This window comes from Micromonospora carbonacea (assembly GCF_014205165.1).
GTDB lineage: Bacteria > Actinomycetota > Actinomycetes > Mycobacteriales > Micromonosporaceae > Micromonospora > Micromonospora carbonacea.
The window spans coordinates 926897-953721 of record NZ_JACHMZ010000001.1 but is presented as its reverse complement, the minus strand read 5'-3'; the positions used below and the strand labels follow the sequence as shown (position 1 = coordinate 953721).

At 75.5% G+C, this 26825-nt stretch carries 22 protein-coding genes; 10 read left to right on the top strand and 12 right to left on the bottom strand.

What is annotated here, in order from left to right:
• From HDA31_RS04340 to HDA31_RS04330, 3 genes are all read left to right on the top strand, one after another.
• Positions 1–966, top strand: a complete 966-nt coding sequence (locus tag HDA31_RS04340) for a carbohydrate ABC transporter permease (protein ID WP_178066202.1) — start codon at positions 1–3, stop codon at positions 964–966.
• A gap of 61 nt (positions 967–1027) precedes the next feature.
• On the top strand, positions 1028–2050 hold the full coding sequence (locus HDA31_RS04335; RefSeq protein ID WP_178066203.1) for a LacI family DNA-binding transcriptional regulator: 1023 nt from the start codon (positions 1028–1030) through the stop codon (positions 2048–2050).
• Between the two features lie 65 nt (positions 2051–2115).
• Positions 2116–3792: a glycoside hydrolase family 13 protein gene (locus HDA31_RS04330; RefSeq protein WP_178067779.1), complete on the top strand. Its 1677-nt coding sequence runs from the start codon at positions 2116–2118 to the stop codon at positions 3790–3792.
• Positions 3793–4312: 520 nt separating this feature from the next.
• Here HDA31_RS04330 and HDA31_RS04325 read toward each other — a convergent pair.
• Genes HDA31_RS04325 through xylA form a run of 3 tightly spaced genes read right to left on the bottom strand, consistent with a single transcriptional unit; the run spans position 4313 to position 8412 of the window.
• Positions 4313–5737, bottom strand: coding sequence for an MFS transporter (locus HDA31_RS04325; protein WP_246384114.1), 1425 nt, complete (start codon positions 5735–5737; stop codon positions 4313–4315).
• Between the two features lie 34 nt (positions 5738–5771).
• Entirely contained in the window at positions 5772–7214 is a 1443-nt protein-coding gene (gene xylB / locus HDA31_RS04320) for a xylulokinase (protein WP_178066204.1), read from the bottom strand.
• 10 nt (positions 7215–7224) lie between these two features.
• Positions 7225–8412 carry a xylose isomerase gene (xylA, locus tag HDA31_RS04315; RefSeq protein ID WP_178066205.1) on the bottom strand — a complete coding sequence of 396 codons (1188 nt, stop codon included), beginning with the start codon at positions 8410–8412 and terminating at the stop codon, positions 7225–7227.
• Positions 8413–8461: 49 nt separating this feature from the next.
• Here xylA and HDA31_RS04310 point away from each other — a divergent pair, with 49 nt between their 5' ends.
• From HDA31_RS04310 to HDA31_RS04300, 3 genes are all read left to right on the top strand, one after another.
• On the top strand, positions 8462–9718 hold the full coding sequence (locus HDA31_RS04310) for an ROK family transcriptional regulator (protein WP_176735007.1): 1257 nt from the start codon (positions 8462–8464) through the stop codon (positions 9716–9718).
• A gap of 132 nt (positions 9719–9850) precedes the next feature.
• The gene (locus HDA31_RS04305; RefSeq protein WP_178066206.1) at positions 9851–11524 is read left to right on the top strand and encodes a PP2C family protein-serine/threonine phosphatase; all 1674 of its coding nucleotides are present in this window, start codon (positions 9851–9853) and stop codon (positions 11522–11524) included.
• The gene (locus HDA31_RS04300) at positions 11521–12540 is read left to right on the top strand and encodes a cobalamin B12-binding domain-containing protein (RefSeq protein ID WP_178066207.1); all 1020 of its coding nucleotides are present in this window, start codon (positions 11521–11523) and stop codon (positions 12538–12540) included. The genes HDA31_RS04305 and HDA31_RS04300 overlap by 4 nt, the downstream gene beginning before the upstream one ends.
• A 103-nt stretch (positions 12541–12643) precedes the next feature.
• On the opposite strand, the gene HDA31_RS04295 is transcribed toward HDA31_RS04300, so the two are convergent.
• The gene (locus HDA31_RS04295; protein WP_178066208.1) at positions 12644–13285 is read right to left on the bottom strand and encodes a MarR family winged helix-turn-helix transcriptional regulator; all 642 of its coding nucleotides are present in this window, start codon (positions 13283–13285) and stop codon (positions 12644–12646) included.
• A 99-nt stretch (positions 13286–13384) separates the two neighbouring features.
• Here HDA31_RS04295 and HDA31_RS04290 point away from each other — a divergent pair, with 99 nt between their 5' ends.
• Positions 13385–14515 carry a PP2C family protein-serine/threonine phosphatase gene (locus HDA31_RS04290; protein ID WP_178066209.1) on the top strand — a complete coding sequence of 377 codons (1131 nt, stop codon included), beginning with the start codon at positions 13385–13387 and terminating at the stop codon, positions 14513–14515.
• Positions 14516–14537: 22 nt separating this feature from the next.
• Here HDA31_RS04290 and HDA31_RS04285 read toward each other — a convergent pair whose 3' ends face one another.
• The 7 genes from HDA31_RS04285 to HDA31_RS04255 form a co-directional block, all read right to left on the bottom strand.
• On the bottom strand, positions 14538–16022 hold the full coding sequence (locus HDA31_RS04285) for a sugar transferase (RefSeq protein WP_184871937.1): 1485 nt from the start codon (positions 16020–16022) through the stop codon (positions 14538–14540).
• 228 nt (positions 16023–16250) lie between these two features.
• Complete coding sequence (locus HDA31_RS04280) at positions 16251–17993, bottom strand: substrate-binding domain-containing protein (protein ID WP_178066211.1); 1743 nt, start codon at positions 17991–17993, stop codon at positions 16251–16253.
• 175 nt (positions 17994–18168) lie between these two features.
• Positions 18169–19206, bottom strand: a complete 1038-nt coding sequence (locus HDA31_RS04275; RefSeq protein ID WP_178066212.1) for a lactonase family protein — start codon at positions 19204–19206, stop codon at positions 18169–18171.
• A gap of 112 nt (positions 19207–19318) precedes the next feature.
• Positions 19319–19918 carry a GTP-binding protein gene (locus tag HDA31_RS04270; RefSeq protein WP_178066213.1) on the bottom strand — a complete coding sequence of 200 codons (600 nt, stop codon included), beginning with the start codon at positions 19916–19918 and terminating at the stop codon, positions 19319–19321.
• Positions 19899–20285: a DUF742 domain-containing protein gene (locus HDA31_RS04265; RefSeq protein ID WP_074477700.1), complete on the bottom strand. Its 387-nt coding sequence runs from the start codon at positions 20283–20285 to the stop codon at positions 19899–19901. Before HDA31_RS04265 ends, HDA31_RS04270 begins: the two co-directional genes overlap by 20 nt.
• On the bottom strand, positions 20275–20697 hold the full coding sequence (locus HDA31_RS04260; RefSeq protein ID WP_074477436.1) for a roadblock/LC7 domain-containing protein: 423 nt from the start codon (positions 20695–20697) through the stop codon (positions 20275–20277). The genes HDA31_RS04265 and HDA31_RS04260 overlap by 11 nt, the downstream gene beginning before the upstream one ends.
• Positions 20697–23111, bottom strand: a complete 2415-nt coding sequence (locus tag HDA31_RS04255) for a sensor histidine kinase (protein ID WP_184871935.1) — start codon at positions 23109–23111, stop codon at positions 20697–20699. Before HDA31_RS04255 ends, HDA31_RS04260 begins: the two co-directional genes overlap by 1 nt.
• Before the next feature lie 300 nt (positions 23112–23411).
• Between HDA31_RS04255 and HDA31_RS04250 the strand changes: the two genes are divergently transcribed.
• Positions 23412–24107: a hypothetical protein gene (locus tag HDA31_RS04250; protein ID WP_246384116.1), complete on the top strand. Its 696-nt coding sequence runs from the start codon at positions 23412–23414 to the stop codon at positions 24105–24107.
• A gap of 10 nt (positions 24108–24117) precedes the next feature.
• Positions 24118–25116: a hypothetical protein gene (locus tag HDA31_RS04245; protein WP_178066215.1), complete on the top strand. Its 999-nt coding sequence runs from the start codon at positions 24118–24120 to the stop codon at positions 25114–25116.
• Between the two features lie 101 nt (positions 25117–25217).
• On the opposite strand, the gene HDA31_RS04240 is transcribed toward HDA31_RS04245, so the two are convergent.
• Positions 25218–26117 (bottom strand): helix-turn-helix domain-containing protein, encoded by a 900-nt coding sequence (locus HDA31_RS04240; protein ID WP_178066216.1) that lies wholly within the window; start codon positions 26115–26117, stop codon positions 25218–25220.
• Positions 26118–26675: 558 nt separating this feature from the next.
• On the opposite strand from HDA31_RS04240, the gene HDA31_RS04235 reads away from it, so the two are divergent.
• Entirely contained in the window at positions 26676–26816 is a 141-nt protein-coding gene (locus HDA31_RS04235; RefSeq protein WP_176735005.1) for a hypothetical protein, read from the top strand.
• Positions 26817–26825 lie beyond the last annotated feature (9 nt).

The window sequence follows — 26825 nt, the reverse complement described above, 5'->3', positions numbered from 1 at the left end:
ATGACCACTACGACGCCCACGCTCCCCGCCGGGGCACAGGCCACCGGGAAGACCTCCACCACCGCCGGCCGGGTGCGCAAGCGGCTCAACAGCCGCACGGCGACCCTGGTCTCGATCGTCATCGCGCTGTTCTGGACGATCCCCACCTTCGGCCTGTTCGTCTCCTCGTTCCGGCCGGAGGACCAGATCAAGACCACCGGCTGGTGGACGTTCTTCACCAACCCGCAGTTCACCCTGGAGAACTACCAGGAGGTGCTGTTCGGCCGCTCCTCCTCCTCGGGGCAGTTGGCCAACTACTTCGTCAACTCGCTGGCGATCACCATCCCGTCGGTGCTGTTCCCGATCGCGTTCGCGTCCCTGGCCGCGTACGCGTTGGCCTGGATCAACTTCCGGGGCCGGGACTGGGCGTACATCGCGATCTTCGCGTTGCAGATCGTCCCGCTCCAGATGGCCCTGGTGCCGTTGCTGAGGTTCTTCTCCACCGGGGTGAGCCTCGGCGGGGTGACCCTCATGCCCGCCTGGGACCTGGTCGACGAGCAGAAGTTCGTGCAGGTGTGGTTCGCGCACACCTGCTTCGCGCTGCCGTTCGCCGTCTTCCTGCTGCACAACTTCATCGCGCAGCTCCCCAAGGACCTGATGGAGGCGGCCCGGGTCGACGGGGCCACCCACCCCAAGATCTTCCGCACCATCGTGCTGCCGTTGATCACCCCGGCCCTGGCGGCCTTCGGCATCTTCCAGTTCCTCTGGGTCTGGAACGACCTGCTGGTCGCGCTCATCTTCGCCGGGGGCAGCAGCGAAACCGCACCACTGACCGTACGGCTGGCCGAGATGGCCGGCACCCGGGGCAACGAGTGGCAGCGGCTGACCGCCGGCGCGTTCGTCTCGATCGTCGTACCGCTGATCGTGTTCCTGTCGCTCCAGCGGTACTTCGTGCGTGGCCTGCTCGCCGGCAGCGTCAAGGGCTGACTCGCGACCGCCGCCGCCCGCGTTCCCGGGCGGCGGCGGTCCGGGCCGGAGCGGGGTATCCATGACCAAGATCGATGATGTCGCCCGCCTGGCCGGGGTCTCCACCGCAACCGTGTCGCGGGCCCTGCGCGGCCTGCCGACGGTCTCCGCGGCCACCCGCCGCCGGGTCCTCGCCGCCGCCGAGCAGCTCCAGTACGCGGTCTCGCCGAGCGCGTCGCGGCTGGCCGGCGGGCGGACCGCCACCGTGGCCGTGATCGTCCCCCGGATCACCCGCTGGTTCTTCGGCACCGTGGTCGAGGCCGTCGAGGAGACCCTGCACGAATCCGGCTACGACCTGCTGCTCTACAACCTCGGCGGCCGGGAACGCACCCGCCAGCGGGTGCTGGGCACCGCCAACCTGCACAAGCGGGTGGACGCCGTGATGCTGGTCGCCACCCCGCTGCGCCGGGCCGAGCTGGCCGCGCTCACCGTGCTGGACCTGCCCGGCGTGACCATCAGCTCCGGCAGCGGGGTGCCCGGCTGGCCCTGCGTACGCATCGACGACGTGGCCGCCGCGCGGACCGCCACCCGGCACCTGCTCGACCTGGGGCACCGCCGGATCGCGCACATCTCCGGCGACCCGGACGACGAGCTGGCCTTCACCACCCACCTGGACCGACGCCGGGGCTACCAGGAGGCGCTGCGGGCCGCCGGCATCGAGCCCGACCCCGGCCTGGACGTCGAGTCGCAGTTCACCATCGACGGCGGCGAGCAGGCCACCGTCGAGCTGCTCGCCCGGGGCGAGCCGCCGACCGCCATCTTCGCCGCCTGCGACGAGATGGCCATGGGCGCGATGAGCGCGCTGCGCGAGGCGGGCCTGCGGGTCCCGCAGGACGTCAGCGTCATCGGCATCGACGACCACGACCTGTCCGGGGTGCTCGGGCTGAGCACGATCGCGCAGCCGGCGGCGGAGCAGGGCCGGCTCGCGGCCCGCATCCTGCTCGACCCGCTCGACGGCCGGGACCTCCCCCCGCCGGGCGGGCCGCTGATCCTGCCCACCCGTCTCGTGGTACGCGACTCGACCGCCCCGCCCCGGGCAGACTGAACGGGTTCGTCCACGCGCCACCGGGGAACCATGACCGGGATGGCTTCGACACACGGGAGAAGGCCCTGAACACCGACGCGACCCCCCAGCAACAGTCCGCCGGCCCCGCCACCGCCTGGTGGACCGAGGCCGTGATCTACCAGATCTACCCGCGCTCGTTCGCCGACGCGAACGGTGACGGCATCGGCGACCTGCCGGGCATCACCGCCCGCCTCGACCACTTCGTCGAGCTGGGCGTGGACGCGGTCTGGCTGTCGCCGTTCTACCCGTCGCCGCAGGCCGACGCCGGATACGACGTGGCCGACTACCGCGACGTGGACCCGCTGTTCGGGCGGCTCGCCGACGCCGACCGGCTGATCACCGAGGCGCACGCCCGCCAGCTGCGGGTCATCGTCGACCTGGTGCCCAACCACACGTCGTCGGCGCACCGCTGGTTCGCCGCGGCCCTCGCCGCCGCCCCGGGCAGCCCCGAACGCGCCCGGTACGTCTTCCGCGACGGCCTCGGGCCCGACGGCGACCAGCCGCCCAACGACTGGAGCAGCGTCTTCGGCGGCCCGGCGTGGACCCGGGTCACGGAGCCCGACGGCCGGCCCGGCCAGTGGTACCTGCACCTGTTCGACCCCGGGCAGCCCGACCTCAACTGGGACAACCCGGAGGTGCGCGCCGAATTCCTGGACGTGCTGCGGTTCTGGCTCGACCGGGGCGTCGACGGCTTCCGGGTGGACGTGGCGCACGGCCTGATCAAGCAGGCCGACCTGGCGAACTGGCAGGAGCCGCAGGAGATCCTCTCCGGCAACGAGGTCGACAAGCCCCGCCCGCCGATGTGGGACCAGGACGGCGTCCACGAGGTCTACCGGGACTGGCGTCGACTGCTCGACTCGTACGACGGCGAGCGGATCCTCGTCGCCGAGGCGTGGGTGCAGCCCGCCGAGCGGCTGGCCCGCTACGTGCGGCCCGACGAGATGCACCAGGCGTTCAACTTCGAGTACCTCACCGCGTCCTGGACCGCGCCCGCCCAGTACGCGGTGATCACCCGCTCGCTGGAGGCCACCGACGCCGTCGGCGCGCCGACCACGTGGGTGCTGTCCAACCACGACGTCGTCCGGCACGCCTCCCGCCTGGGCCTGCCCGTCGGCACCCCCCGCCCGAACGGCATCGGCGTCGGCGACCCGCAGCCCGACGCCGCGCTGGGCCTGCGCCGGGCCCGGGCGGCCACCCTGCTGATGCTGGCCCTGCCCGGCTCGGCCTACCTCTACCAGGGCGAGGAGCTGGGCCTGCCGGAGCACATGACGCTCCCCGACGAGGTGCGGCAGGACCCGACCTGGGAGCGCAGCGGGCACACCGAGCGCGGCCGGGACGGCTGCCGGGTGCCGATCCCGTGGGAGGCCGACGCCCCGTCGTACGGCTTCGGGCCGACCGACGCGAGCTGGCTGCCCCAGCCGCCGTCGTGGGCCGAGTACGCCCTCGACCGGCAGCGCGACGTGCCCGGCTCGACGTACGAGCTGTACCGCACCGCCCTGCGGCTGCGCCGCGAGCACGGGCTCGGCCGGGGCGGCCTCTACTGGCTGGCCTCGGGTGACGAGGTGGTGAGCTTCCGCAACGGCGACGTCACGGTGCTGACGAACTTCGGCGCGACGCCGGTGCCGGTGCCGGCCGGGGCGCAGGTCCTGCACGCCAGCGCCCCGCTGCCCGACGACGGCACGGTCGGGCAGGACGTCACCGTCTGGTTCCGCGCCGCCTGATCGCCCCGCCCCGCCCCCGCTCGGCCGGGCCCCCGCTCGGCCTGGCCTGCCCTGCAGCGGGTGCCCGGCCGGCGTCGCGGGGCGGTCCGGCGGGTGCTGACGGCTCTGCCGCCGCCTAGGGAGCTGATGTCGTGGATGACTCACCCCCGTTTCGCCCCCGCCCGCCCCGCCGACCACCAGGGCGGGCGGGGACGCGCGGCAAGCAGGGCAGGCCGGCAAGGCAGGCGGGGCGGGAGGCGCAACAGACGAGGCAGGCGGAGCAGTCGGGGACGGATATGCAGCAGGCGGGGCGGTGGGAGCGGGCGGGGCTGCGGCGTGAGTCATCTACGACATCAGCTCCCTAGGCGACCGAAGGAGCCCTCGCCCGGAAGGGCCGGGAACGTCGGGAGCACCGGAAGTGGCCGGGAGCGCCAGGAGCGCTGGTCCGACCCCACCAGACCCGGCCCGACCCGATCCAGCCCAACCCGACCCGACCCGACCCGACCCGGCCCGGCCCGGGCCCCGACCGCGGCCCCGGCGGCTACAGACGTTCGGCGCGCTCGTGCAGCAGGGTCCGCACCTCGTCGATGTCGCGCGGCGAGGTGCGGGAGGCCAGCCAGTACATGACGCCGGTCGGCACGAAGAAGAGCTGGAACACGGCCAGCCCGACGGCGTAGTTCAGTGGCGGCGGGAACGCCGCCCGCAGTGCGTGGAAGGCCACCCCGACCAGCCCGTTGCCGGCCGCCCGGCCGATCCCGTTGACCAGGTTGCCGAGGCTGTAGACGGTGCCCCGGTGCTCGGGCGGGTTGACGTCGGCGATCAGGGCGAACCAGTTCGGCGAGTTCGCCGACGTCAGCGCCAGCGCGAGCACGGCGGTGAGCAGGCTCAGCCCGACCGTCGGCTCGGTGACGACGCTCGCCAGGACCGCGCCGGCCACCGCGCCGGTGGAGCCGCCGTCGGGCACGTCGATGCGCAACGGCACGAAGAACAAGACCAGGTAGAACGGTAGCGCCGCGAGGATGCCCACCGCCGCGACCAGCGCCCGGCCCCGGGGGGTACGCCGCTGCACGGCGTCGCCCACCAGCCCGCCGACGATGGAAAGCACCCCGCCGAGCTGGAACAGGGTGGCGAAGACGCTGCCGACGACGACGGCGGTGGCCGCCGAGTAGCCCTGGGCCTGGGCCCGCTGGGCGAACAGCACCGGCAGCCAGACCAGCGACCCGAAGGCCGCCTGGGCGGTCAGCCCCTGCAGGACCAGCCAGCGGTTGGTGCGCCGGGCCAGGATGCCCGGCAGGTCGGCGCGGGTGATCCGGTAGTCGTACTCCGCGCCGCCGGCCAGCGCGCCGGACAGCTCGGGCTCGCTCTGCCCGCGCCGGATGTCGTAGGTGAACAGGTACGCCGCCGTCGCCGCCAGGCCGACCACGGTGAGCAGCCAGAACGGCCGCCGCCAGTCGGCGGCCCCGAGCAGGCCGCCGACCAGCGTTCCCGCCAGGGTGCCGACGCCCTGGGACAGCCCCCAGAAGCTCATCACCAGCCCCCGGCGGCGCGGCGAGATCAGGTCGGTGACCACCGAGTAGCCGACCGAACCGACCGCGCCGAGGCCGACCGCCGCGACGAGCTGGGCGGCCAGGAACGCCGGGTAGCCCTGCGCCAGCGCGCTGCCGCCGGTGCCGGCCGCCCAGACGAGGGTGCCGACCATGAGCAGCGGCTTGCGGTCGGTGCGGTCGCCGACGTACGCCCAGCCCACGGCGGCCACCGCGCTGACCAGGAAGCTGACGGCGGTGACCAGCCCGAGCAGGCGCTGGGACACGTCGAACGAACCGGAGATCGGGCCGTACAGCGGCGGGACGAGGCCGATCGCCACGTTGTCCAGCGAGGCGAGCAGCACGAACACCAGCACGCTGTACGACCGGTGCGCCGCGCCGCCGCCCCAGCCCCGCCGCCGTACCACCGACCGACCCGTCACCGACCCAGCATGCCCGCTGCCGGGTCGGCCCCCGTCAGGCGGGGCGGTCGAGCACCCGGTCGCGGGCCGCCGCGTACCGCTCGCGGACGGCCGCGACGCCGTCGGCCGCGTACTCCTGCGTGCCGGCCGGCGACCAATCGGGCGCGTCCTGCCCGCCCAGGGCGAGCCAGGCGGCCTGGCGGGCCGCCCCGTCGGCGACGTACTCCCCCGGCGGCGGCACGACCACCGGGCGGCCGAAGACCTGCGGCGCGATGCGGCGCACCGCCGCCGACCGGGCCCCGCCGCCGACCAGGATCACCCGCTCGGCCCGGCAGCCCTGCGCGGTCAGCGCGTCGAGGCCGTCGGCGAGCGCGCAGAGCATCCCCTCGACCGCCGCGCGGGCCAGGTGCGCCGGGGTGGAGGTGCGCAGGGTGAGCCCGTGCACCGCCCCGGTGGCCGACGGCCGGTTCGGGGTCCGCTCCCCCTCCAGGTAGGGGACCATCACCAGGCCGTCCGCGCCGGGCGGGGCGGACAGCGCCAGGTCGGACAGGGCGTCGAGGTCGACCCCGAGCAGGGTGGCCGCCGCATCGAGCACCCGGGCCGCGTTGAGCGTGCAGACCAGCGGGAGATAGCGGCCGGTCACGTCGGCGAAGCCGGCGACGGTGCCGGTCGGGTCGGCCGTCGGCGCGTCGGCGACGCTGAACACGGTGCCGGAGGTGCCGATGGAGACGACCACGTCGCCGGGGCGGGCCCCGACGCCGAACGCGGCGGCCGCGTTGTCGCCGGCCCCCGGGCCGAGCAGCGCCCCGCCGGGCCCCCCGCCGGCGGCGAGCGCCGCCGGGTCGACGGCCCCGGCGGTCTGGGTCGGCCCGAGCACGACGGGCACCTCCAGCCGCCGGCCGAAGGCGCGTTCGAGCAGGTCGAACCGGTACTCGCCGGTGGCCGGGGACCAGTAGCCGGTGCCGCTGGCGTCGCTGCGGTCGGTGCGCAGCGCGTCCAGGCCGGGCGCGCCGGCCAGCCGCCAGGTCAGCCAGTCGTGCGGCAGGCAGACGGCGGTGACCCGGTCGGCGTTGGCCGGCTCGTGCCGGGCCAGCCAGCGCAGCTTGGTGGCGGTGAAGCTGGCCACCGGAACGACGCCGACGGCGTCGGCCCAGAACCGTCCGCCGGCCTCGCCGCCGCCGGCCTCCTCGAGCAGGTCGGCGGCGGCACCGGCGGAGCGGGTGTCGTTCCACAGCAGCGCCGGGCGGACCACCTCGCCCGACTCGTCGAGGCAGACCATGCCGTGCTGCTGGCCGGCGACGGAGACGGCCGCGACGTCGGCCAAGCCGCCGGCCTGCGCCACGGCGGCCTCCAGGGCCGCCCACCAGGCCGCCGGGTCGACCTCGGTGCCGGCGGGATGGGCGGCACGGCCCGAGCGCACCAGCGCTCCGGTCTCCGCGTCGCGGATCACCAGCTTGCAGGACTGGGTGGACGAGTCGAACCCGGCGACCAGGGGCATGGCGGCGGCCTCAGCGAGCGCCGAGCAGGTGCTCGACGGCCAGCTGGTTGAGCCGGACGAAGTGGAAGCCCCGCGCGGCGGCGGCGTCGACGTCGTACTCCTCGAAGGACGCGCGGTCGGCGAGCAGCCCGGCGTAGCCCTCGCCGTCGGCGACGGTCGGGGTGGCCAGGTCGCCGACGCGGCTCGCGGCGAGGGCCTCGGCCACCTCCGGGTCGGCCCGGAACGCCGCGGCCCGCTCCTTGAGCAGCAGGTAGGTGCGCATGTTCGCCTCGGCCGAGGCCCACACGCCGGTGAAGTCCTCGGTGCGCGAGGGCTTGTAGTCGAAGTGCCGGGGGCCGTCGTAGGCGGGGCCGCCGTCGGGGCCGCCGTTCTCCAGCAGGTCCACCAGGGCGAACGCGTTCATCAGGTCGCCGTGGCCGAAGACGAGATCCTGGTCGTACTTGATGCCGCGCTGGCCGTTGAGGTCGAGGTGGAACAGCTTGCCCTGCCACAGCGCCTGGGCGATGCCGTGGGCGTAGTTGAGCCCGGCCATCTGCTCGTGGCCGACCTCGGGGTTGAGGCCGACCATCTCCGGGCGGGCCAGCGTGGAGATGAACGCCAGGGCGTGCCCGACGGTGGGCAGCAGGATGTCGCCGCGCGGCTCGTTCGGCTTCGGCTCGATGGCGAAGCGCAGGTCGTAGCCGCGGTCGACGACGTACTCGCAGAGCAGGTCGACGCCCTCGCGGTAGCGGTCCAGCGCCGCGCGGATGTCCTTGGCCAGGTCGTACTCGGAGCCCTCCCGGCCGCCCCACATCACGAACGTCTTGGCGCCCAGCTCGGCGGCGAGGTCGACGTTGCGCAGCACCTTGCGCAACGCGTACCGCCGCACGTCGCGGTCGTTGCTGGTGAAGCCGCCGTCCTTGAACACCGGGTGGGTGAACAGGTTGGTGGTGACCATCGGCACGACCAGGCCGGTCTCGTCGAGGGCCTTGCGGAACCGGGCGAGCTGGGCGTCGCGGGCGGCGGAGTCCGCGCCGAACGGGATCAGGTCGTCGTCGTGGAAGGTGATCCCGTACGCGCCCAGCTCGGCGAGCTTGTGCACGGCCTCGACGGCGTCGAGCTCGCCGCGGGTGGCGTCGCCGAACGGGTCGCGGGCCTGCCAGCCCACCGTCCAGAGGCCGAAGGAGAATTTGTCGGCGGGGGTGGGACGGGGTGCCATGGCAGACCTCCGGTAGCTATTTGTTCAGTGGTTGAATTATTTGGCGGGCATGTGGCACTGTCAAGGGGTGACCCGCCCCGCCCCTGTCCCCGGGGCGGTCCGCCAGGGCAGCCTGCGCGAGCTGAACCTCGCCGTGGTGCTCGGCCGGATCGCCGCCGCGCCCCGCCCACCGTCGCGGGCCGACGTGGCCGCCTCGACCGGCCTGACCCGGGCCACCGTCTCGGCCGTCGTCGACGACCTCATCGCCGGCCGGCTGGTCGCCGAGTCGGATCCCGCGCCGCGCAACGGGGCGGGCCGTCCGGCGCGCGGGCTGGTGCTCGCCGGGTCGGGTCCCGCCGGCCTCGGGCTGGAGATCAACGTCGACTACCTGGCCGCCTGCGTGGTCGACCTGGCCGGCGAGGTCCGGCACCACACCGTGCGCCGGGCCGACCTGCGCCCGGTCTCCCCCGCCGACGCCCTCGCCCGGCTCGTCGCCCTGGCCGCCGAGGCGCGGGCCGACGCCGAGCGGCAGGGCCTCGACCTGGCCGGGGTGGCCCTCGCCGTGCCCGGCCTGGTCGGCGACGCCGGGCTGGTCCGGCTCGCCCCCAACCTGGGCTGGCGCGACGTGGCCGTCCCCGAGCTGCTCGCCGGCCACCCGCCGCTGGCCGGGCCGGTGCCCGGGGTCCCGCCGCTGGTCGTCGACAACGAGGCCAACCTGGCCGCCGTGGGCGAGCTGCACGCCGACCCGACCGGGCCGGCGAGCTTCCTGCACGTCTCCGGCGAGGTGGGCATCGGCGCCGGGATCGTCCTCGACGGCGCGCTGTTCCGGGGGGTCCGCGGATGGAGCGGCGAGATCGGTCACATCCCCGTGCAGCCGCAGGGGCGGCCCTGCCGCTGCGGCGGCCGGGGCTGCCTGGAGCAGTACGCGGGCCAGGAGGCCGTGCTCGCCGCCGCCGGGCTGGACCGGGCGGACCTGCCGGCGGACACCGCCGCCGCGCGGCTGGCCGACCTCGCCGCCGCCGGCCACCCCGCCGCCCTGGCCGCGCTGGCCGAGGCGGGGCAGGCCCTCGGGGTCGCGGTGGCGGGCGTGGTGAACCTGCTGGACCTGGACACCGTGGTCCTCGGGGGCGGCTACGCGCTGCTCACCCCCTGGCTGCGGCCGGCGGTGCTGGCCGAGGTGTCCCGGCGGGTGCTCACCGCCGGCTGGGCGCCGGTCACCGTACGCCCGTCGACGCTCGGCCCCGAGGCCGCCGTGGTCGGCGCGGCCGGCTCGGTCGTCCGCCGGATCGTCGCCGAACCGGTCGGCTGGCTGACCCGGCAGTCCTGACCTCCCCTTCCGCTCGATGGGCGACCGTCGGAGCCCCTCGGTACGCTTGCCCGAAGGCAAGTTCTCGGCAGCGGAGGAGCGCACGACCAGCATGCACACAGCGCCTCCGACCGGTGCGGCCGGCGACCGGCCGTGACGACCACCCGACGGGGCGGTCTCGCCGGGCCGGTCAGCGGCGGCGGGCAGGCGTCCCGCCCGGCGCACCGACGCCCCGCCGGGTCCCCGCTGCCGGCCGACTCCGGCCTGGCCCGGGAGCTGCTGGACGGGCTCGCCGAGGCGGTCGTCACCACCGACCACGCCGGCGTGGTCACCCTGCTCAACGCGATGGCGAGCGAGCTGCTGCCGGAGCTCGCGCCGGGCGGCGAGCTGGCCGGGTGCGCGGTGCCCGCGCTGGCCGGGGCCGCGGCGACCGGCGCGGACACGTTCGACGCCGAGCACCACGGCCGGCGGTTGCACGGCGTCCGCCGCGCGCTGCGGGGCGGCCGGTTCGCCTGGTACGTGCGCGACGTCACCGAGGAGCGCGCCCGCACCGACGCCCTGCTGGCCGAGCGGTCGCGCACCACGTTCCTGGCCCAGGCCGGCAGCCGGCTCGGGCTCTCCCTGCACCGCGAGCAGACCCTGCGGGCCGCGGCCACCCTCCCGGTGCCGTACCTCGCGGACGCGGCGCTGGTCGTGCACCGCCCGCCGCCCCCGGCCGAGGACGCCCCGCACTGGCTCCGGTACGCCGAGGGCGACCGGGGCCCGACGGCCGGGGTCTCGCCGGGGGGCCCGCCCCTCGCGGTGCCCGGCCTCGCCGAGGCGCTCGCCGGCGACCACGCCGAGCCGAGCCCCTGGCTGGACGCGGAGCTGGCCGACCTCGACGCCGTGCTGCCGGCGGGCTTCGGGCGGCCCGGCACCGTGCTGGTCAGCCCGCTGCTCGGCGCGGCCGGCGCCGTCGGGGCGCTGGTGCTGATCCGGCGGGTCGGACGGCCCGGCTTCGACGCCCGGGAGATCGAGCTGGCCCGGGAGTTCGCGGCGCGGGCGGGCGCGGCCCTGGCCACCGCCGAGCTCTACGGCGAGCAGGCCCACCTGGCCCGGGTGTTGCAGCACAGCCTCCTGCCGCCCGAGCTGCCCACGATCGGCGGCGTCACCCTCGCCGGCGGCTACCGGGCCGCCGGGGACAGCCTGCGCATCGGCGGGGACTTCTACGAGGTCTTCCCCACCGCCGACGGCGCGCTGTTCGCCCTGGGCGACGTCTGCGGCAAGGGCGTCGGCGCGGCCGTGCTCACCGGCCGCGTCCGCCAGTCCCTCCAGACGCTGCGGCTGGTCGAGCAGCGCCCGCTGGAGCTGATGCGGCTGCTGCACCGGGCCCTGTTCGACGCGCCGGACGCCGCCCGGCGCAGCCAGTTCACCACCGTCCTGCTCGGCACCCTCACCCCCCGGCCCGACGGGGGCCTGCTGGTCCGCGTCGCCGGCGGCGGCCACCCGTCGCCGCTGGTCGTCCGCGCCGACGGCACCGTCGGACAGGTCTGGGTCGGCGGCATGCCGATCGGGGCGCTCCCCGCGCCCCGGTTCGCCGAGACGGAGGTCCACCTCGCCCCCGGCGAGCTGCTGCTCGCCTACACCGACGGGGTGACCGAGGCCCGGGGCGGCGCGGGCGAGGTCGACATGTTCGGCGACGAGCGGCTGCGCCGGGCGGTCGCGTCGGGCGTCGGGCTGCCGCCCGCCGCCCTGGTCGACCGGGTGCTCCAGCTCGTCGACGAGTGGCTCGACGGGCAGGCCCACGACGACATCGCGATGCTCGCCGTGCGGGCGGACGGCCCGTGACGGCGGTGTCCGGCGTCGCCGTCGGGCCCGGGGCGGCGGCGGTCGAGGCGTACCTCGCCTGCCTGGACTCCGCCGACCACCCGGCGGCCGTCGGGCTCGCCCTCGGCCTGCTCGACGCCGGAGCCAGCGTCGCGGACGTCCTGGTGGACGTGGTGGCCGTGGCGCAGCGGGAGATCGGCCTGCGCTGGTCGGCCGGGCGGTGGAGCGTCGCCCAGGAGCACGCCGCCACCTACGTCAGCGAGCTGGTCGTCGCCGCCGTCGGCGCGCGGACCACGGGCCGGCCGGCGCGCGGTCACATGGTGCTGGCCTGCGTGGAGGGCGAGTGGCACGCGCTGGCCGCCCGCATCGTCGCCGAGGTGGTCCGGGCCGAGGGCTGGCGGGTGACCTTCCTCGGCGCCAGCGTCCCCGCCCGCCACCTCGTCTCCTACCTGCACCAGACCGGGCCGGACGCGGTGCTGCTGAGCTGCGTGCAGCCGAGCCGGCTGGTCCGGGCCGGCCGCACGATCGAGGCGTGCCGGTCGGCCGGGGTCCCGGTGGTCGCCGGCGGCCCGGGGTTCGGCCCCGACGGCCGGTGGGCCGCCGCCGTGGGGGCGGCGGCCTGGGGCGCGTCCGCCCGCGACGCGGCCCGGCTGCTGGAGACGGACCTCTTCGCCGGGCACACCGGCCCGCCGCCCGCGACGGGCGGCGACGACTACGCCGCGGTGCTGCGCCGGCGGCGCGACGTCGTGCAGTTCGCCCTGCGCGCGGTGGCCCCGCCCGAGGCGGAGGCCGACCAGTTCGCCGCCGCCGTCGGGCACCTGGTGGACGCGCTCGCCGCCGCGATCCGGGTCGGTGATCCGCAGCTCCTGCTCGACCACACGACGTGGCAGGCCGACCTGCTGGCGGCCCGGGACGGGGGCCGCGGGCCGCTGCTGGACGCCGTGCTGGCGGCCTGCGGCACCGTCCTGGCCGACCATCCCCGCGCGTGCGACCACCTGCGCTGGGCCCGCGAGATGCAAGGAAGGGCCCCCTGTTAACGCTATCTGTATAGGAAGGGCCCCCTCCTAACACCTGCCGCGCCGGAGGAGGCGCGCCGCGCCGGGCGGCCGTCAGGCGGTGCGGGGTCAGGCGGCGCGGGCGTCAGGCGGTGCGGGCCACCTGCGGGTCGCCGGCCGGCCAGCCGCCGCCCGCAGCGGCGTCGCCGGGCCAGCCGCCCGGGGTCGCGTCCGTCGCCGGTCGGCCGCGCGGCACGCCCGGGGTCGACCAGCCGGCCGGGTGCTCCCCCGCCGGCCAGCCCTGGCCGGGCGGCGGTGCCCACTCGTCCGACCGGGCCTCGGCGGCTAACTCCGCCGTCGGCGGCTCCGGCGGGTGCCGCAGCCGGGCGACCTCGTCGAACTCCTGGAGCCCGCCGAGCAGGGCCTGCCGCCCCTCGGGGCTCATCCCGGACAGGATCGCCGCCAGCCGCTGCCGGCGGTCGGCCCGCAGCTCGGCGAGGAGCTTCTCGGCCTCCGGCGTGAGGTGCAGGGAGATCTCCCGCCGGTCGGACCGGCCCGGCTCGCGCTCCAGCATGCCCGCCGCGACGAGCCGGTCGCAGAGCCGGCTGGCCGAGGAGAGCAGCATGTCGAGCAGCGTGGCCAGCCGGCGCAGGTTGATCCCGTCGTGCTGCTCGACCACCATGACGGCGCGCAGTTGCGCCCCGGAGAGCCGGCTGGTGGTGCGCTCGCGCGCCGCCTCGAAGACCGTGAGCAGGGTGCCGGCCGCCGCGTCGAGGGCGGCGGCCATACTCGCTTCTGGTCCGTGCGGACCGTGTTCTTCGGTCATGTTGGGCAAGAGACTACCCGGCGTCCCTGGTCGCCGGCCCCTCCGAACAGAGGAGTGACGATGAGCGGTGCGGAAGACCGGGCCCGTCGTACCCTGACCGAGGCGCCCGCCGACCTGCTGATCGACCGGCTCGCCGGGGAGCTCCTGGGGTCGTACGGGATCACGGAGGTCGAACTCCTCCAGGTCGACTACCGCCTCTCGGCGCTGCTGCCGCTCACCGAGGGTGAACCGGTCGAGGGCCCGGGGCACCCCGCCTGGCGCTGCTTCGACCACCAGGAGCCGATCGTCGCCGAGCGCACCGGCTACTTCCCGGTCAGCATGCGCGGCGACCGGCGGGGCGTGCTCCGGGTGTCGCCGGTGCCCGGCGACCCGGCGGCCGTGGGCGAGCTGCTCGGGGTCGCCACCGCGCTGGGTCACGAGCTGGTCGCGGTCAACGAGGGCACGGACGTCTACCGGGCCGCCCGCCGCAGCCGCCGGCTCACCCTCGCCGCCGAGATGCAGTGGGAGCTGCTGCCCGGGCGCAGCCGGATCCGCGCGTCGTTCAGCCTCGCCGGCCAGCTCGAACCGGCGTACGCGGTGCGGGGCGACAGCTTCGACTGGTCCGACGACGGGCACCGGCTGTGGCTGTCGACGATCAACGGGATGGGCGAGGGGGTGCAGGCCTCCGTGCTGACCGCCCTCGCCACGCACGCCCTGCGCAACGCCCGCCGGGCGGGGCTGGGCCTGGCCGACCAGGCCGCCCTCGCCGACCAGGCCGTGTACGCGCTGCACCGGGGCGAGCAGCACGTCTCGGCGCTGCTGCTGGAGCTGGACCTGGCCGGCGGCGTGCTGACCGTGGTCGACGCGGGCTCGCCCCGGCTGGTGCTGCTGCGCGACGGGGAGGTGGTGGAGCAGCCGCTGGAGGCGCAGTTCCCCCTCGGCATGTTCGACGGCACCGACTACCGGGAGCAGCGGTTCACGCTGCGCCGCGGCGACCGGCTCTTCGTGCTCAGCGACGGCGTCGTCGAGGCGACCGGGCAGAACGTCCGCTACGGCGAGAGCGCGCTGGACCGCTTCCTGCGCCGGACCGGCCCGATGGAGCCGCTGGACGCGGTGCGGTCGCTGATCGGCGACCTGCGGGCGTTCGTCGCCGGTGACCTGGTCGACGACGCGGTGGTGGTCTGCCTCGACTGGACGGGCCCGCGGCCCTGACCGGCCCGGGGACGCCCCGGGGTCAGTAGGCGCCCCGGCTGCGCACCACCGCGCCGAACGTCTTCCACAGGATCGTCAGGTCGGCGGCGAGCGACCAGTTCTCCACGTAGTAGAGGTCGAGCCGGATGCCGTCCTCCCAGCTCAGGTCGGACCGGCCGCTGACCTGCCAGAGGCCGGTCATCCCGGGCTTGACCAGCAGCCGCCGGGCCACGTCGCCGTCGTAGCGGGCCACCTCGGAGGGCAGCGGGGGACGCGGGCCGACCAGGCTCATCTGCCCGAGCAGCACGTTGGCGAGCTGGGGCAGCTCGTCGAGCGACCACTTGCGCAGCACCCGACCGACCCGGGTCACCCGGGGGTCGTCGCGCATCTTGAACATGAGGCCGTCGGTCTCGTTGCGGGTGGTCAGCTCGGCGAGCAGGGCGTCGGCGTTGACCACCATCGTGCGGAACTTGAACACCCCGAACTCGCGGCCGCCCTGGCCGACGCGGATCTGCCGGAACAGCACCGGCCCCCGGCTGTCGAGCTTGATCGCCAGGGCGATCACGGCCAGCAGCGGCAGCAGCAGGGCCAGCGCCACGGCGGCGGCGGACCGGTCGACGAAGCCCTTGACCAGCTTGCGGGCCCCCCGGAACTCGGGGGCCTCCACGTGGATCAGGGGCAGGCCGGCGACCGGCCGGGTGTGGATGCGGGGGCCGGCGACGTCGGTGAGCGCGGGCGCGACGACCAGGTCGACGCCGGTGCCCTCCAGCTGCCAGCCGAGCCGCCGCAGCCGGGTCGCGGTCAGCTCGCCGGAGGCGGTGACGGCCACGGTGTCCGCGCCGATCGCGGTGGCCGCCTCCGGGATGCCCCGGAACGAGCCCACGACCGGCACGTCGCCGAGCCGCTGCGGCACCGGCGCCAGCAGCGCGTCGGGGATGCAGGCCCCCACCACGTGGTAGCCGGCGTACGGCTCGCGCCGCAGCTGGTGCACCAGTTCCAGCACGTGCGCGGTGTCGCCGACCACCAGCACCTTGCGCGACCAGCCGCGCCCCCGGGACCGGGCCCGGTGCAGCCGCTTGCGGGCGGCGAACCGGGCCACCTCCAGGCCCAGCATGCCGACGGCGAACGAGATGGCCAGGAAGCCCCGGGAGACGCCGACGTCGGCGATGTAGCCGGCGATGGCGGTGCCGCCCGCGAGGCGCAGGCTGGCGCTGCCGACCCGCCGGTACTCGTCGGCGCCGTAGCCCAGCACCCGGTCGTCGTAGCAGCGCAGGATCTTGAGCGAGAGCAGCCAGGTCAGCAGCAGCACGGGGGCCACCACGACGTACGGGATCTCCGAACCCACCGGCTCCTCGTCGCCGAAACGGGCCACGTAGCCGATCAGCACCGCGACCGCCAGGACGGCGGTGTCCAGCACGACCAGCATGCGAACGTACGCCCGCTCGTCGACGCGAGCCACGGGCCCGCCCCGGTCAGCACCAGGCTGCGGCGGCGTCCTGGTGGCGGTCAACAGCGTCGCCGACGTCACCGGCCCTCCCCACTCTGCTGAGAAAGGCCCCGGGCGTTGTCCGGTCTCCCCAACGGGACCGACGGCGCCGGAGCACCTCGACATCTTCTCTTAATAACTATGGCCGCCGATTACTTCGGACGTATTGCCGTCAGTTTGCTGGCGGACCGGCGCGGCACGTGGCTCGGCGCAAGGGTTTCCCCGCGCGGCGAGCCCCCGCCGCTGATTGATGACTCAGTATGGCGCACGTCAGCGAGGCGCGTTCGGGCGGAGCGCGATCGCCTTGAGGAAGATGTCACCGATCTTGGTCGGGTCCTCGGTGACGAAGTTGCCGCCGCCGGTGACCTTGGTGATCGACTCCAGCTCGGACTTGCTGACGTCGTTGCCGATGCCGATGATCACGACCTGCACCGGCCGCTCCGGGTCGGCGATCCGCTTCAGCTCGGCGAGCAGCTTCTGCTGGGAGATGCCGTTGGCGTCCTCGTTCTTGCCGTCGGTGAACAACACGATCGAGTTGACCCGCCCCGGCTCCCAGTCCTCCTGCACCGCCTTGTAGGCGGCCAGCATCGTGTCGTACAGGCCCGTGTCGCCGTTGGAGGGCCGGATCGTGGCCAGCCCCTGCTCCAGTCGGCTGCGGTTGCTGGAGAGCGGGTTGATCGGCACCAGCTCCCGGTAGTCGAGGCTGCCGACCAACTCGGTGGAGAAGGTCCACAGCCCGATCGACCAGGAGTCGTCGAAGAGGTTCAGGCCCCGGCTGGCCGCCGCGACCGTCACCTGCTCCCGGGTGGCGTTGTTGGCGCTGGGCACCGGCTGCTTCATCGAACCGGAGACGTCGATGACGCAGAGCATCCGCCCGGACTGGGTGGCGATGGACCAGCTGGAGACGGCGCGCTCTATCGCGACGGGGTCCAGACCCCCCGCGCCGTTGCCGCCCGGCGCCGGCGCGGTCGCCGCACCACCCGCCGGGCTCGGCGCGCCCTGCGGCGCGTTGAAGCCGTCGCCCCAGTTGCCGTCCGGCGCGCGCAGCGACCGCTCGGCCAGCCGGTTGCGGAAGCCCGGCGTGGTGAGCACCTCGAACAGCACCTTCGCGGCGGCCTGCTTCGCCGGCTCGATGCCCGGCAGCACCGCGTACGGGTAGTCCAGCGGCATCGGCGACGGCTCCAGGTAGAGCGCCGCCAGCGGGATCGGCGGCTTCCGCTCGTTGTACGCCATCACGTCCTCCTCCGACAGCGCGGCGGCGCCGAGGCCGGAGGCGATCGCCGTCGGGTCGGAGGAGCGGGGGAACCGGGCCAGCAGGTCCTCGCGCAGCGCGGAACGGCCGGTGGCCAGCGCCCGCAACGCCCCCGTGGTGGCCTGCTGCGCGTCGCCGCCCGCGCCGCTGGCGGCGGCGGTCATCGACAGCAGCCCGGACAGGCCGGCCGCGTCCTGCGTCGGCTCGACGATCCCGGCCCGGATCGGCTTGCTGCTGCTCACCTGGCGCAGCAGGTCGGTCCAGGTCAGCTTCTTCTCCGGCCAGCCGAACCGGGTCTCGGCCACCGGCTCGGGCACCGCCACCACCACGGGGCTGCGGGCGATGGACGCGCCGTTGCCCGGGGCGAACGCGGTGGCCCCGGCGTTCTTCAGCCGCAGCAGCCAGGTCGAGGAGTCCGGCACCCAGACGTCCGGGGTGACCGCCGTGCCGCTGGCCTGGCCGACGCCGGCCAGCTGCACCCCGTGCTTGCCGGCCACCGCGGCGGCGACGTCCACCGGCTCGGCCGCCGTGACGTTCACGGCGATGCACGTGCCGCCGACCGCCGCCCCGTCGGACACCCACTGCGCCGCGGCGGCCTGCACCGCCGGGGCCAGCTCGGGCGCCGCCGCCACCGACAGCTGGACCTGCCCCGAACAGGCGGGCTGGACCAACGCCCGGTAGCCGAACCAGGCACCCGCGATGACGACGACGAGCGCCGTCGCCGACGCGACCGCGCCTGCTCCGCGGATACCTGACTGCATACGATGGCGGCCTGACACGGTGACCATCTTGCGGACCCGCTGCTGGTACTGCCACGTCCGTTCGGACGAAAGTTACTCAGGAGAGACAGATGTCATCACTTTTCCTACGCTGAGTAACGACCCGGTGCCCCGAGGTCGCCGGCACGCCCCTGATCAGGGCCGGAACCGCTGGCGGTCACGGCAGGACGCAGGTCGGGCTGGGCAGCGCCACGGGCTCCCCCACCGCCGTCGGGACCCCCGTCGCGGCCTCCACCCGGAACACCCGGACCATGTCGGCGCGCTCGTCGGCGACGTACAGGTGCTCGCCGGCCAGGGCGAAGTGCCGGGGCCACTCCCCGCCGGTCGCCACCTCCGCGACCAGCTCGGGCAGGTCACCGGCGAGCGCGAAGACCGACACCGTGCCGACGCCCCGGTTGCCGACGTAGAGGAAGCGCCCGTCCGGGCCGACGGCGATCTCGGAGGGCTGGACGGGCCCGGCGCGGCCGCTGGCGTCCACCCGGCCCCGCTGGTGCAGCGCCCCGTCGGCGGTCAGCTCGTACGCGGTGACCGCGGCGTCCAGCTCACCCACCAGCCAGCAACGCCGGCCGTCCGGGTGCCGGGCCAGGTGACGCGGGCCGGAGCCGGCCGGGGCGTGCACCCGGGGCGCCCGGGGCACCAGCCGCCCCGAGGCGGCGTCGAGGTCGTACCGGTAGACCGAGTCGGTGCCCAGGTCGACGGCGAGCAGCGGCCCGCCGTCCGGCGCCGGGCTGACCATGTGGCAGTGCGCCTTCTCCTGCCGCTGCGGGTCGGGCCCGTGCCCGGCGTGGACCACCAGGTCGCTGCGGTCGCCCGGCGCGCCCGTCGGGTCGAGCGGGAACACCGCCAGGCTCCCGCCGCCGTAGTTGGCCGCCACGAGGTGCCCGCCGTCGTGGGTGACCGCCAGGTGACAGGGCTCGGCGCCCCCGGTGCCGACCGAGCCGAGCGGGGTCAGGTCGCCGTCCGGGCCGACCCGGAACGCGCTGACCTCCCCCTCGGGCAGCTCGTTGACGGCGTAGAGCACCGGCAGGGTGGGATGCCGGGCGAGGAAGGACGGCGACGGGGTCGCCGCGGCGGTGCCGAGCGGGGTCAGCGCGCCCGTCACCGGGTCGCGCCGGGCGGCGACGATCCCCTCGCCCCGCCCCCCGGTGGCCGCCGTGTAGCCCCCGATGTGGACGATCGTCTGCTGCCCGGTCATCCGGTCCGCCCTCCGCTGCTGTCCGTGTGCGCCGCCGGCCGTGCGCCGGCCGGGCCCGTCGCCCCGGGGACCGTACCCACGTCGGCCCGGCCCCTACCCGTGCGCCGCCGGGTCAGGCCGGCACCGGCTCGCCGCGCTGCCTGGCGACGTGCTCGACCAGGGAGATCAGCACCAGCTTGCCGGACTGGCGGTCCCGGGCGTCGCAGAACAGCAACGGCACGCCCGGGTCGAGGTCCAGCGCGTGCCGTACGGAGTCCAGGCTGAACCGGCGGCCGTCGTCGAAGCAGTTCACCCCGACCACGAACGGGATGTTCCGCTGCTCGAAGTAGTCGATCGACGGGAAGCAGTCGGCCAGCCGGCGGGTGTCGGCGAGCACCACCGCGCCGAGCGCCCCGAAGGCCAGCTCGTCCCAGAGGAACCAGAACCGGTCCTGGCCCGGGGTGCCGAACAGATAGACCTGGAGGTCCTCGTTGATGGTGATCCGGCCGAAGTCCATGGCCACCGTGGTGGTGGACTTGCCCTCCACCCCCGAGAGGTCGTCCACGCCGATCCCGGCGCCGGTGAGGACCTCCTCGGTCTGCAACGGCCGGACCTCGCTCAGCGCGCTCACCAGCGTCGTCTTGCCGGCGCCGAAGCCGCCCGCGATGAGGATCTTCAGGGCCAGCGGGATCCGCACCCCGGACCCGCCCCGGTCATAGCGCACGGAGTCCATTGACCACCGCCTTGAGGATGTTGTCGTCGGGTAGGAACGCGGTGCCGGCCGGCTCGTGCACCGAGACCAGGCCACGGGCGAGCAGGTCGCCGACGAGCACCCGGACCACCCCCACCGCGAGGTCCAGCTCGACGGCCAGCTCGGCGACCGGGACCGGCCGCCGGGCCAGCTCCACCAGGCGGCGGTGCTCCGGGTGCAGCCGCGGGTGGGCCGCCGGGTCCACGCCCCGGCCGGCGAGCACGAACGCCACCAGGTCGAGGCCGACCGGCGGCCGGACCCGCCCGCCGGTCAGGGTGTACGGGCGGACGACCGGGCCCGCGTCGCCGTCCAGCCACTCGTGCTGCGGCCCCGGGGACTCAGCCCGCATCGGCCCCACCCGAGGAGGACCGGACCGGGGCCGTCAGGTTCTCGCCCACCCGGATCACCAGCATCGCCATCTCGTACGCCACCAGGCCGATGTCCGCGTCGGCCTCGGCGACGACCGCGAGGCACGCGCCCTGGCCGGCGGCGGTGACGAAGAGGTACGCCGACTCCATCTCCACCACCGTCTGCCGCACCCCGCCGGCGGCGAGGTGCCGGCTGGCGCCCTTGGCCAGGCTGGAGAAACCGGAGGCCAGGGCGCAGAGGTGCTCGGCGGCGGTCCGGTCGAGCTCGGCGGACGCGCCGAGCAGGAGGCCGTCCGCCGAGAGCACCACCGCCTCACGGGCGGCCGGTAGGCGTTCCACCAGCTCGTCGAGCAACCAGTCGAGATCGACGTTCGGCTTCGTCCTGTGCACCACTAGGCGTCCCTCTCAGTTGCGGTCGTGGGTTGCGGGGGCGCCGCCGGGACGTCCGGTTCCGGTGTCGCGCCGGCGGCGGTCGGGTGGGGAACGGCGGCGGTCGGGGCGGCGGGGGCCGGGGCCGGGCCGGGGCCAGCCCCCGGGGGGTCGCCCCCGGCGGCGTCGCCGCCGTCCGCGGCCGCGCCGGCCACGCCGTCCCGGCGGCCCCGGGCGGTGCCGGCCTGGAGCGCGGACATCAGCCGCCGGGCCTCCTCCGGGGCGCGGGGGGTCGGGGCGTCCTGGGCCGTCGGCCGGGGGCGGGTGGTGGGGCCGCGCCGGCGCACCCGCCGGGGCAGGCCGTCGCCGTCGCCCGGGTCGGCCGGCACGGAGCGGCTGGGCACCAGCGGGACCACGGCCGTCGACGAGTCGCCGCGTTCCCGGGTGATCCGGGCCGAGCGGGGCCGGGGCAGCGTGTTGAGCCGGGTCACCTTGGCCATCCGCCGGTCGTCGGCCGCGCCCTGCGCCGCCCGCCTGCCGGCCGGGCCGGGCGGCGGCTCGCTGGTCACCAGGCCGTGCGGGATCAGCACCACGGCGGTGACCCCGCCCTGGGCGGCCGGCCGCAGCTGCACCCGGATGCCGTGCCGCGCGGCGAGCCGGGCGACCACGAACAGCCCGAGCCGGGCGCTGTCGGCCGGGTCGAACTCCGGCGGCGTCGCCAGCCTGCGGTTGGCCTCCTCCAGTGCCGATGCGGCCATGCCGAGGCCCTGGTCGACGATCTCCACGGCGTACCCGTTGGGCAGGCTCTGCCCCCGCACCGCGACGCGGGTGCCGGGCGGGGAGAACACGGTGGCGTTCTCGATCAGCTCGGCCAGCAGGTGGATGAGGTCGCCCACGGCCCGGCCGACGGTGGCGGCCGGCTGCATGTCGGCGATGTCGACCCGGTCGTACGCCTCCACCTCGGAGATCGCGCCCCGCACCAGGTCGACCATCGCGACCGGGTTGCGCCAGCCCCGGCCCGGCGCGGCCCCGGCGAGGATCACCAGGTCCTCGGCGTGCCGGCGCAGCCGGGTCGCCAGGTGGTCCACCCGGAACAGCTCGGCCAGCTCATCCGGGTCCTCGACCCGGCGCTCCATCCGGTCGAGCAGGGCGAGCTGCCGGTGCACCAGCCCCTGACTGCGCCGGGCGATGTTGAGGAAGACCTCGTTGAGCCCGCGCCGGAGGGTCACCTCGTCCACCGCGGACCGGACGGCCGTCCGGCCCACCTCGGTGAACGCGCGCCCCACCTGGCCAATCTCGTCCTCGCCGTGTTGCAGCAGCGGGGCTTCCCGGGCCACGTCGACGTCCTCGCCGCGACGCAGCCGGGTGACCACGTCCGGCAGCCGGCGCTCGGCCATCTCCAGCGCCGCGTCGCGCACGGCGGTGAGCCGGCGCGCCAGCGACCGGCCGACCCGCAGCGACACCAGCACCGACGCCACGATCGCGGCGAGCCCGAGCACCCCGGCGACGCCGAGCCGGGCCAGGATGCCGACCGCCACCGGCACCGTCCGGTCGGCGATCGCGTCGGCCTGGGTGAGCTCGAAGTCGCGCAGTCCCCGTTGGACCGCCTCCTGGCTGGTCTCCCAGGCCCGGGCGTCGAGCTGCGGCGTCCGGCCGGGATCGGCCCGTACCAGCTCGTCCTGGAGGGTGCGCAGCCGGACGAACGCCTCGCTCTCGGCGAGCCGCTGGTAGGCCGCCCGGTCGTCCGCCGGTAGGTCGGCGACCGCCGTCTCGGTCAGGAAGCGCTGGTTGCCGATGACCTGGACGAGCTGGGTGTGCTCGCCCGGGGCGTAGCGCCCGGTGACCAGCACCCCGGCGAGCAGCGCGTCGGCCTGCCCGAGCAGCTCCCGGGACCGGCCGAGCGCGGTCAGCGCCAGCGCCTGCCGGTTGAGGTCGTTGTCGGGCAGGGCGGCCAGCGCGGTGAACGCCTGGAAGGCCGCGCCCACCATGCCGCTGTAGAGCCCGATCGCGCCCGTCCGGTCCACCTCGCGGCGGTCGATGAAACCCCGGCCGGCGGGCAGCGCGTCCAGCGCGCCGAGCAGCCGGTCGAGCCGGGCGTCGAGCAGGTCGCCGGCGGCGTCCCGCAGGCGCTCGCCGTTGACCCGGCGACGCAGTTCGGCGACCGCGACGTCGGTGCGCCGCCGCTGCTCGGCCAGCTCCGGCAACTCGGCGGCGCCGGCGAGCTGCACCACGGTCAGCCGGCGCTCGCGTTGCAGCTCGGCGACGACCGTCTCACCGGGCCGGCCGAAGTCGTAGAGGAGGGTGCCCGCGGAGAGCAGGTCCAGGGCGGGACCGAAGGCGAGCGTGGTGGCGAAGATCCACAGGGCCAGCAGCGCGCTGACCGGCGCTACGACCAGGGCCGTCAGCTTCGAGCGGATCGGCCAGTCGCGGGTGTTCATCAGACCTCGCCCGGAACGTGTGGCAGCGGGTGGCACCGGCGCCGGCCAGGCTTCGCCGCCACGGCACCGGGGCACCGGCACGGGCGCCTTGGGCAGGATACGTAATCGTCGGCGGATGCGGTACCGGCCTCTCGCCCGGTGCGCTCGCCCCGGCACGCTCCGCTGTACCGGAGTCCCGGCCCATCAGGGCGGGAACCCCCCGTTCGGCACCCGGCACCCGCCGATCGCCCAGGAAAGTCGCCCGGATCGGGATTGGCGATCAGCGACCGGAGGGAATACCGGAGGGACGAAGGAGGAGCCATGTCGCCCACGCAGGTAATCGTCATAGTTCTCGTCGTGCTGGTGGTGGCCGCGGTCCTGGCCGTCGTCGCCCGGCAGGCGGCCCGCCGCCGCGCGCTGCGGTCTCGGTTCGGGCCCGAATACGACCGGGTCGTCGCCGAACGGGACAGCCGCGCCGACGCCGAGCAGGAGTTGCGGGAGCGGGAACGCCGGCACGCGGAGCTGACGCTCACCCCGCTCACCCCCGAGTCCCGGGCCCGGTACGCGGCGGCGTGGGAGGAGCTCCAGGTCCGCTTCGTCGACTCCCCCGCCGAGACGGTGAGCGACGCCGACGAGCTGGTCGGCCGGCTCGTCGCCGAGCGCGGGTATCCGACCGGGGACTTCTCCGACCAGATCGCCCAGCTCTCCGTCGAGCACGCCCGGACGCTCTCGCACTACCGGGACGCCCACGAGATCCGGCTGCGCAACGAGCGCGGCGAGGCCGGCACCGAGGAGCTGCGCCAGGCCGTCGTCCACTACCGGGCCCTCTTCGCCGACCTGCTCGGCGGGGATCCGCTGGACGCCCGCGTCCCCGACCAGCGCGACCCGGACCAGCACCACCCGGAGCACCACCGGCCCGAGCAGCACCACCGGCCCGAGGAGCGCCACCCGGAGCACGCATCCCGGGAGGCGCAGGAGACGCCGGTCGACCGTCCGCACGACGTCACGAGCCGTTGAGGAGAGCCAGATGCGCCAGGAGCAGCAGGTGAGCAGCGACCACCCCGAGGCCGTCCGGTCCGCGCCGGTGCCGGTGCCGCCCCCGGGCCGGGCGACCGGCGACGCGGCGGCGCGCCGGGGCCGGGACGTCGAGGGCCGCGCCGAGGTGCCCGAGGACGTGCTGGACGACCGGGGCACCTTCGACGACCCGACCGTGGCCGACGGGCGCGGCGACGGCGAGCCCGAGTTCCACGAGCCCGCCCCGTTGCCGACCGCGTTCGGGGCCACGACGGTCGGCGGCGCGGTCGCCGCCTCGGCGATGGCCAGCGGCCGCCCGGAGGACGAGCGGGACCCGCGCGCCGAGGACACCGCCCGGCCGGGCGACGGCGCGCCGGGCAGGACGGACGCGTTCGACGACGAGCGGGCCGACCCGACCGCCGCCGACCGGCTGCACGACCGGTCCCGGTGGGCGGACGGCGGACCGGACGACGAGCGCGGCGAGGGCCGCCACGCGGAACACCGGCACGTCGACGACACCCGGCACGAGCACGACACCCGGCACGAACCCGACGGCCGGCACCCGGTCGACGGGCGGGTCGGGGCGGACCGCAGCCAGGAGGACGCGGTGGCCGCCGGCGCGGCCGGGTACGGCCGGCCCGAGCCCGGCATGATCGACCCGGACGCGCGGGACGACGCCCCGTCGGCCCACGGCGTCGGCGCGGTCACGGCGGCGGCCCGGCCCACTGCGGGCGCGGTGCCCGAGGACGCCGCCACCCTCTTCGAGCCCGGCACGGCGCAGGGCTTCCGGGACCGCTGGCGCGACGTCCAGCTCCGCTTCGTCGACGACCCCAGGGCCGCCGCCGGCCAAGCCGAGTCGCTGGTCGGGGAGGCGATCGAGGCGCTGGCCGCCGCGCTCGCGGAGCAGAAGAACAAGCTGGGCGACTGGCAGCAGACCGGCGACGACACCGAGCAGCTCCGGATCGCGGTGCGCGGGTACCGCGACTTCCTGGACCGGGTGCTCGGCCGCTGACCGTCCCCGCCCCGCGCGCCCCGGCCGACCACGGCCGGGGCGCGCGTCGCGCCCCGTTCCCCGCCTGCGGGCCAGGCGACGGAGGCCGCCGCGCGGGCGGGTCAACACGCCGGCAGGGCGAGTCCGCCGCGGTACTCGGGCGCCACGTATATCTCCGCGAGGAATCCGGCCCGGCCGTCCGGCCACACCACCCGGTACCACAGCCGGGAGGTGACGCCGTTCGGGTTCTGCGCGATCCCCGCCGACGTGGTGTCCCGGTTCGTGACCTCCGTGCCGGTGACCCAGCAGGTGACGGGGACGAGGGTTCCGCTCCACATCTCCGTGTCGTCGAGCTTGCAGCCGCGCGCCGCGCAGCGGGCCGCCGGCTCCGCCGACAGGTAGGCGGGGGTGCGGTCCTCCACCAGGTCGGACGGACCGATCGCCACCTTGTTCTGGACGAGCAGCGCCTTCGGCGTCGCGCTGGTGGCCTGCGCCGGGGGCGGCCGGTCGTCGGCGTCGGCGAACGCGACGAACCCGACCACGGCGACGGACACCACCAGCACCGCCGTGGCGGTCGCCCCGATCCACCACCGGGCGGGCAACCGCCGCCGGGACGCCGGAGCGCGCCCCTCGACACCGCCGGCCGCCGGCTCGTCGCCGGTCCGGCTCGGGGCGTCGGCGTACGCCGGTTCCGCCGGCTCCCGTTCCGCCGGCTCCCGTTCCGTCTGCGCCCGGCGGCGCTCGGGCGGCGGCGGACGGGCGGCGGCGGCCCACGGAGGAGTCAGGTCGAGGCCCTCCGGCGCGCCTGAGGGTCGCCCCTGGCCGGATGCGCGCTTCAGCCGGGTCCAGTAGTCCCGCCAGGCGTCCTCGTCGCCGTCGCAGGCCTTGACGAAGGCGAGGGTGACGTCGAGGGTGGGCAGCCGGCGTCCCGCCGCGGCTTCCTGCAGGGTGCTCTTGCCGTATCCGGTCCGCCGGGAGAGCTGTTCGTACGTCAGACCCGACCGGTTGCGCAGATCGCGCAACCAGTACGCGAATTCCGTGGCCAGCGATCCGTCACGATCGAGAGAGCCTTCAGGACGTCCCACTGCCGAGCCTCCGACGATTATCCGGATCTTCGTGGTGATTTTCCGTAGGCATCCCGGCGTCTGTCCAGGTCGGACAACAGTGGGGTACCGGACAACGAGCCGGGGTTTTCCGGTCTTCTGCCGACATGCTTGTCCTCGCCGGCCCCGTTACGCGACCGTCTTTCCGGCGGACCACCGGGCCGAGCGGCAGCCGGGCGCAGCAGTCGGACAAGTGGACGTCCGGCGGGCGGTCGGGCGTTCCCGCCGATCACCCATTCCTGAGCCAGCCGAATCAGCCCCGAGCCCGCCGGATCAACGCGTCGATCCGGTACCGCCACCACCCGCCGAACGCATTCGTCACCGGATCTGGAGAGCATCGTGGACCTCGCCCTGTGCCTCGGCCTCACCTTCGACCCCGGTGGCGGCGACACCGACAGCGGTCGGCGACGGTCTTCTGTCAACTGATCGATGGAGGTAGCAGGCATGAGCAGGCCCACCTGTCACTGCGGCGTTCCGATGTACGCACGACCGGGCTCGAAGAGTGGAGCGGGACCCGCCGGCTACTGGGCGGTGTTCGAGTGCAAGACGCTGCACTGCCCGAAGTGCGGCAACGGGCGCTGCCGCATGACCGAGAAGGCGTTCGTCGAAACGCGCTGACCACGGACC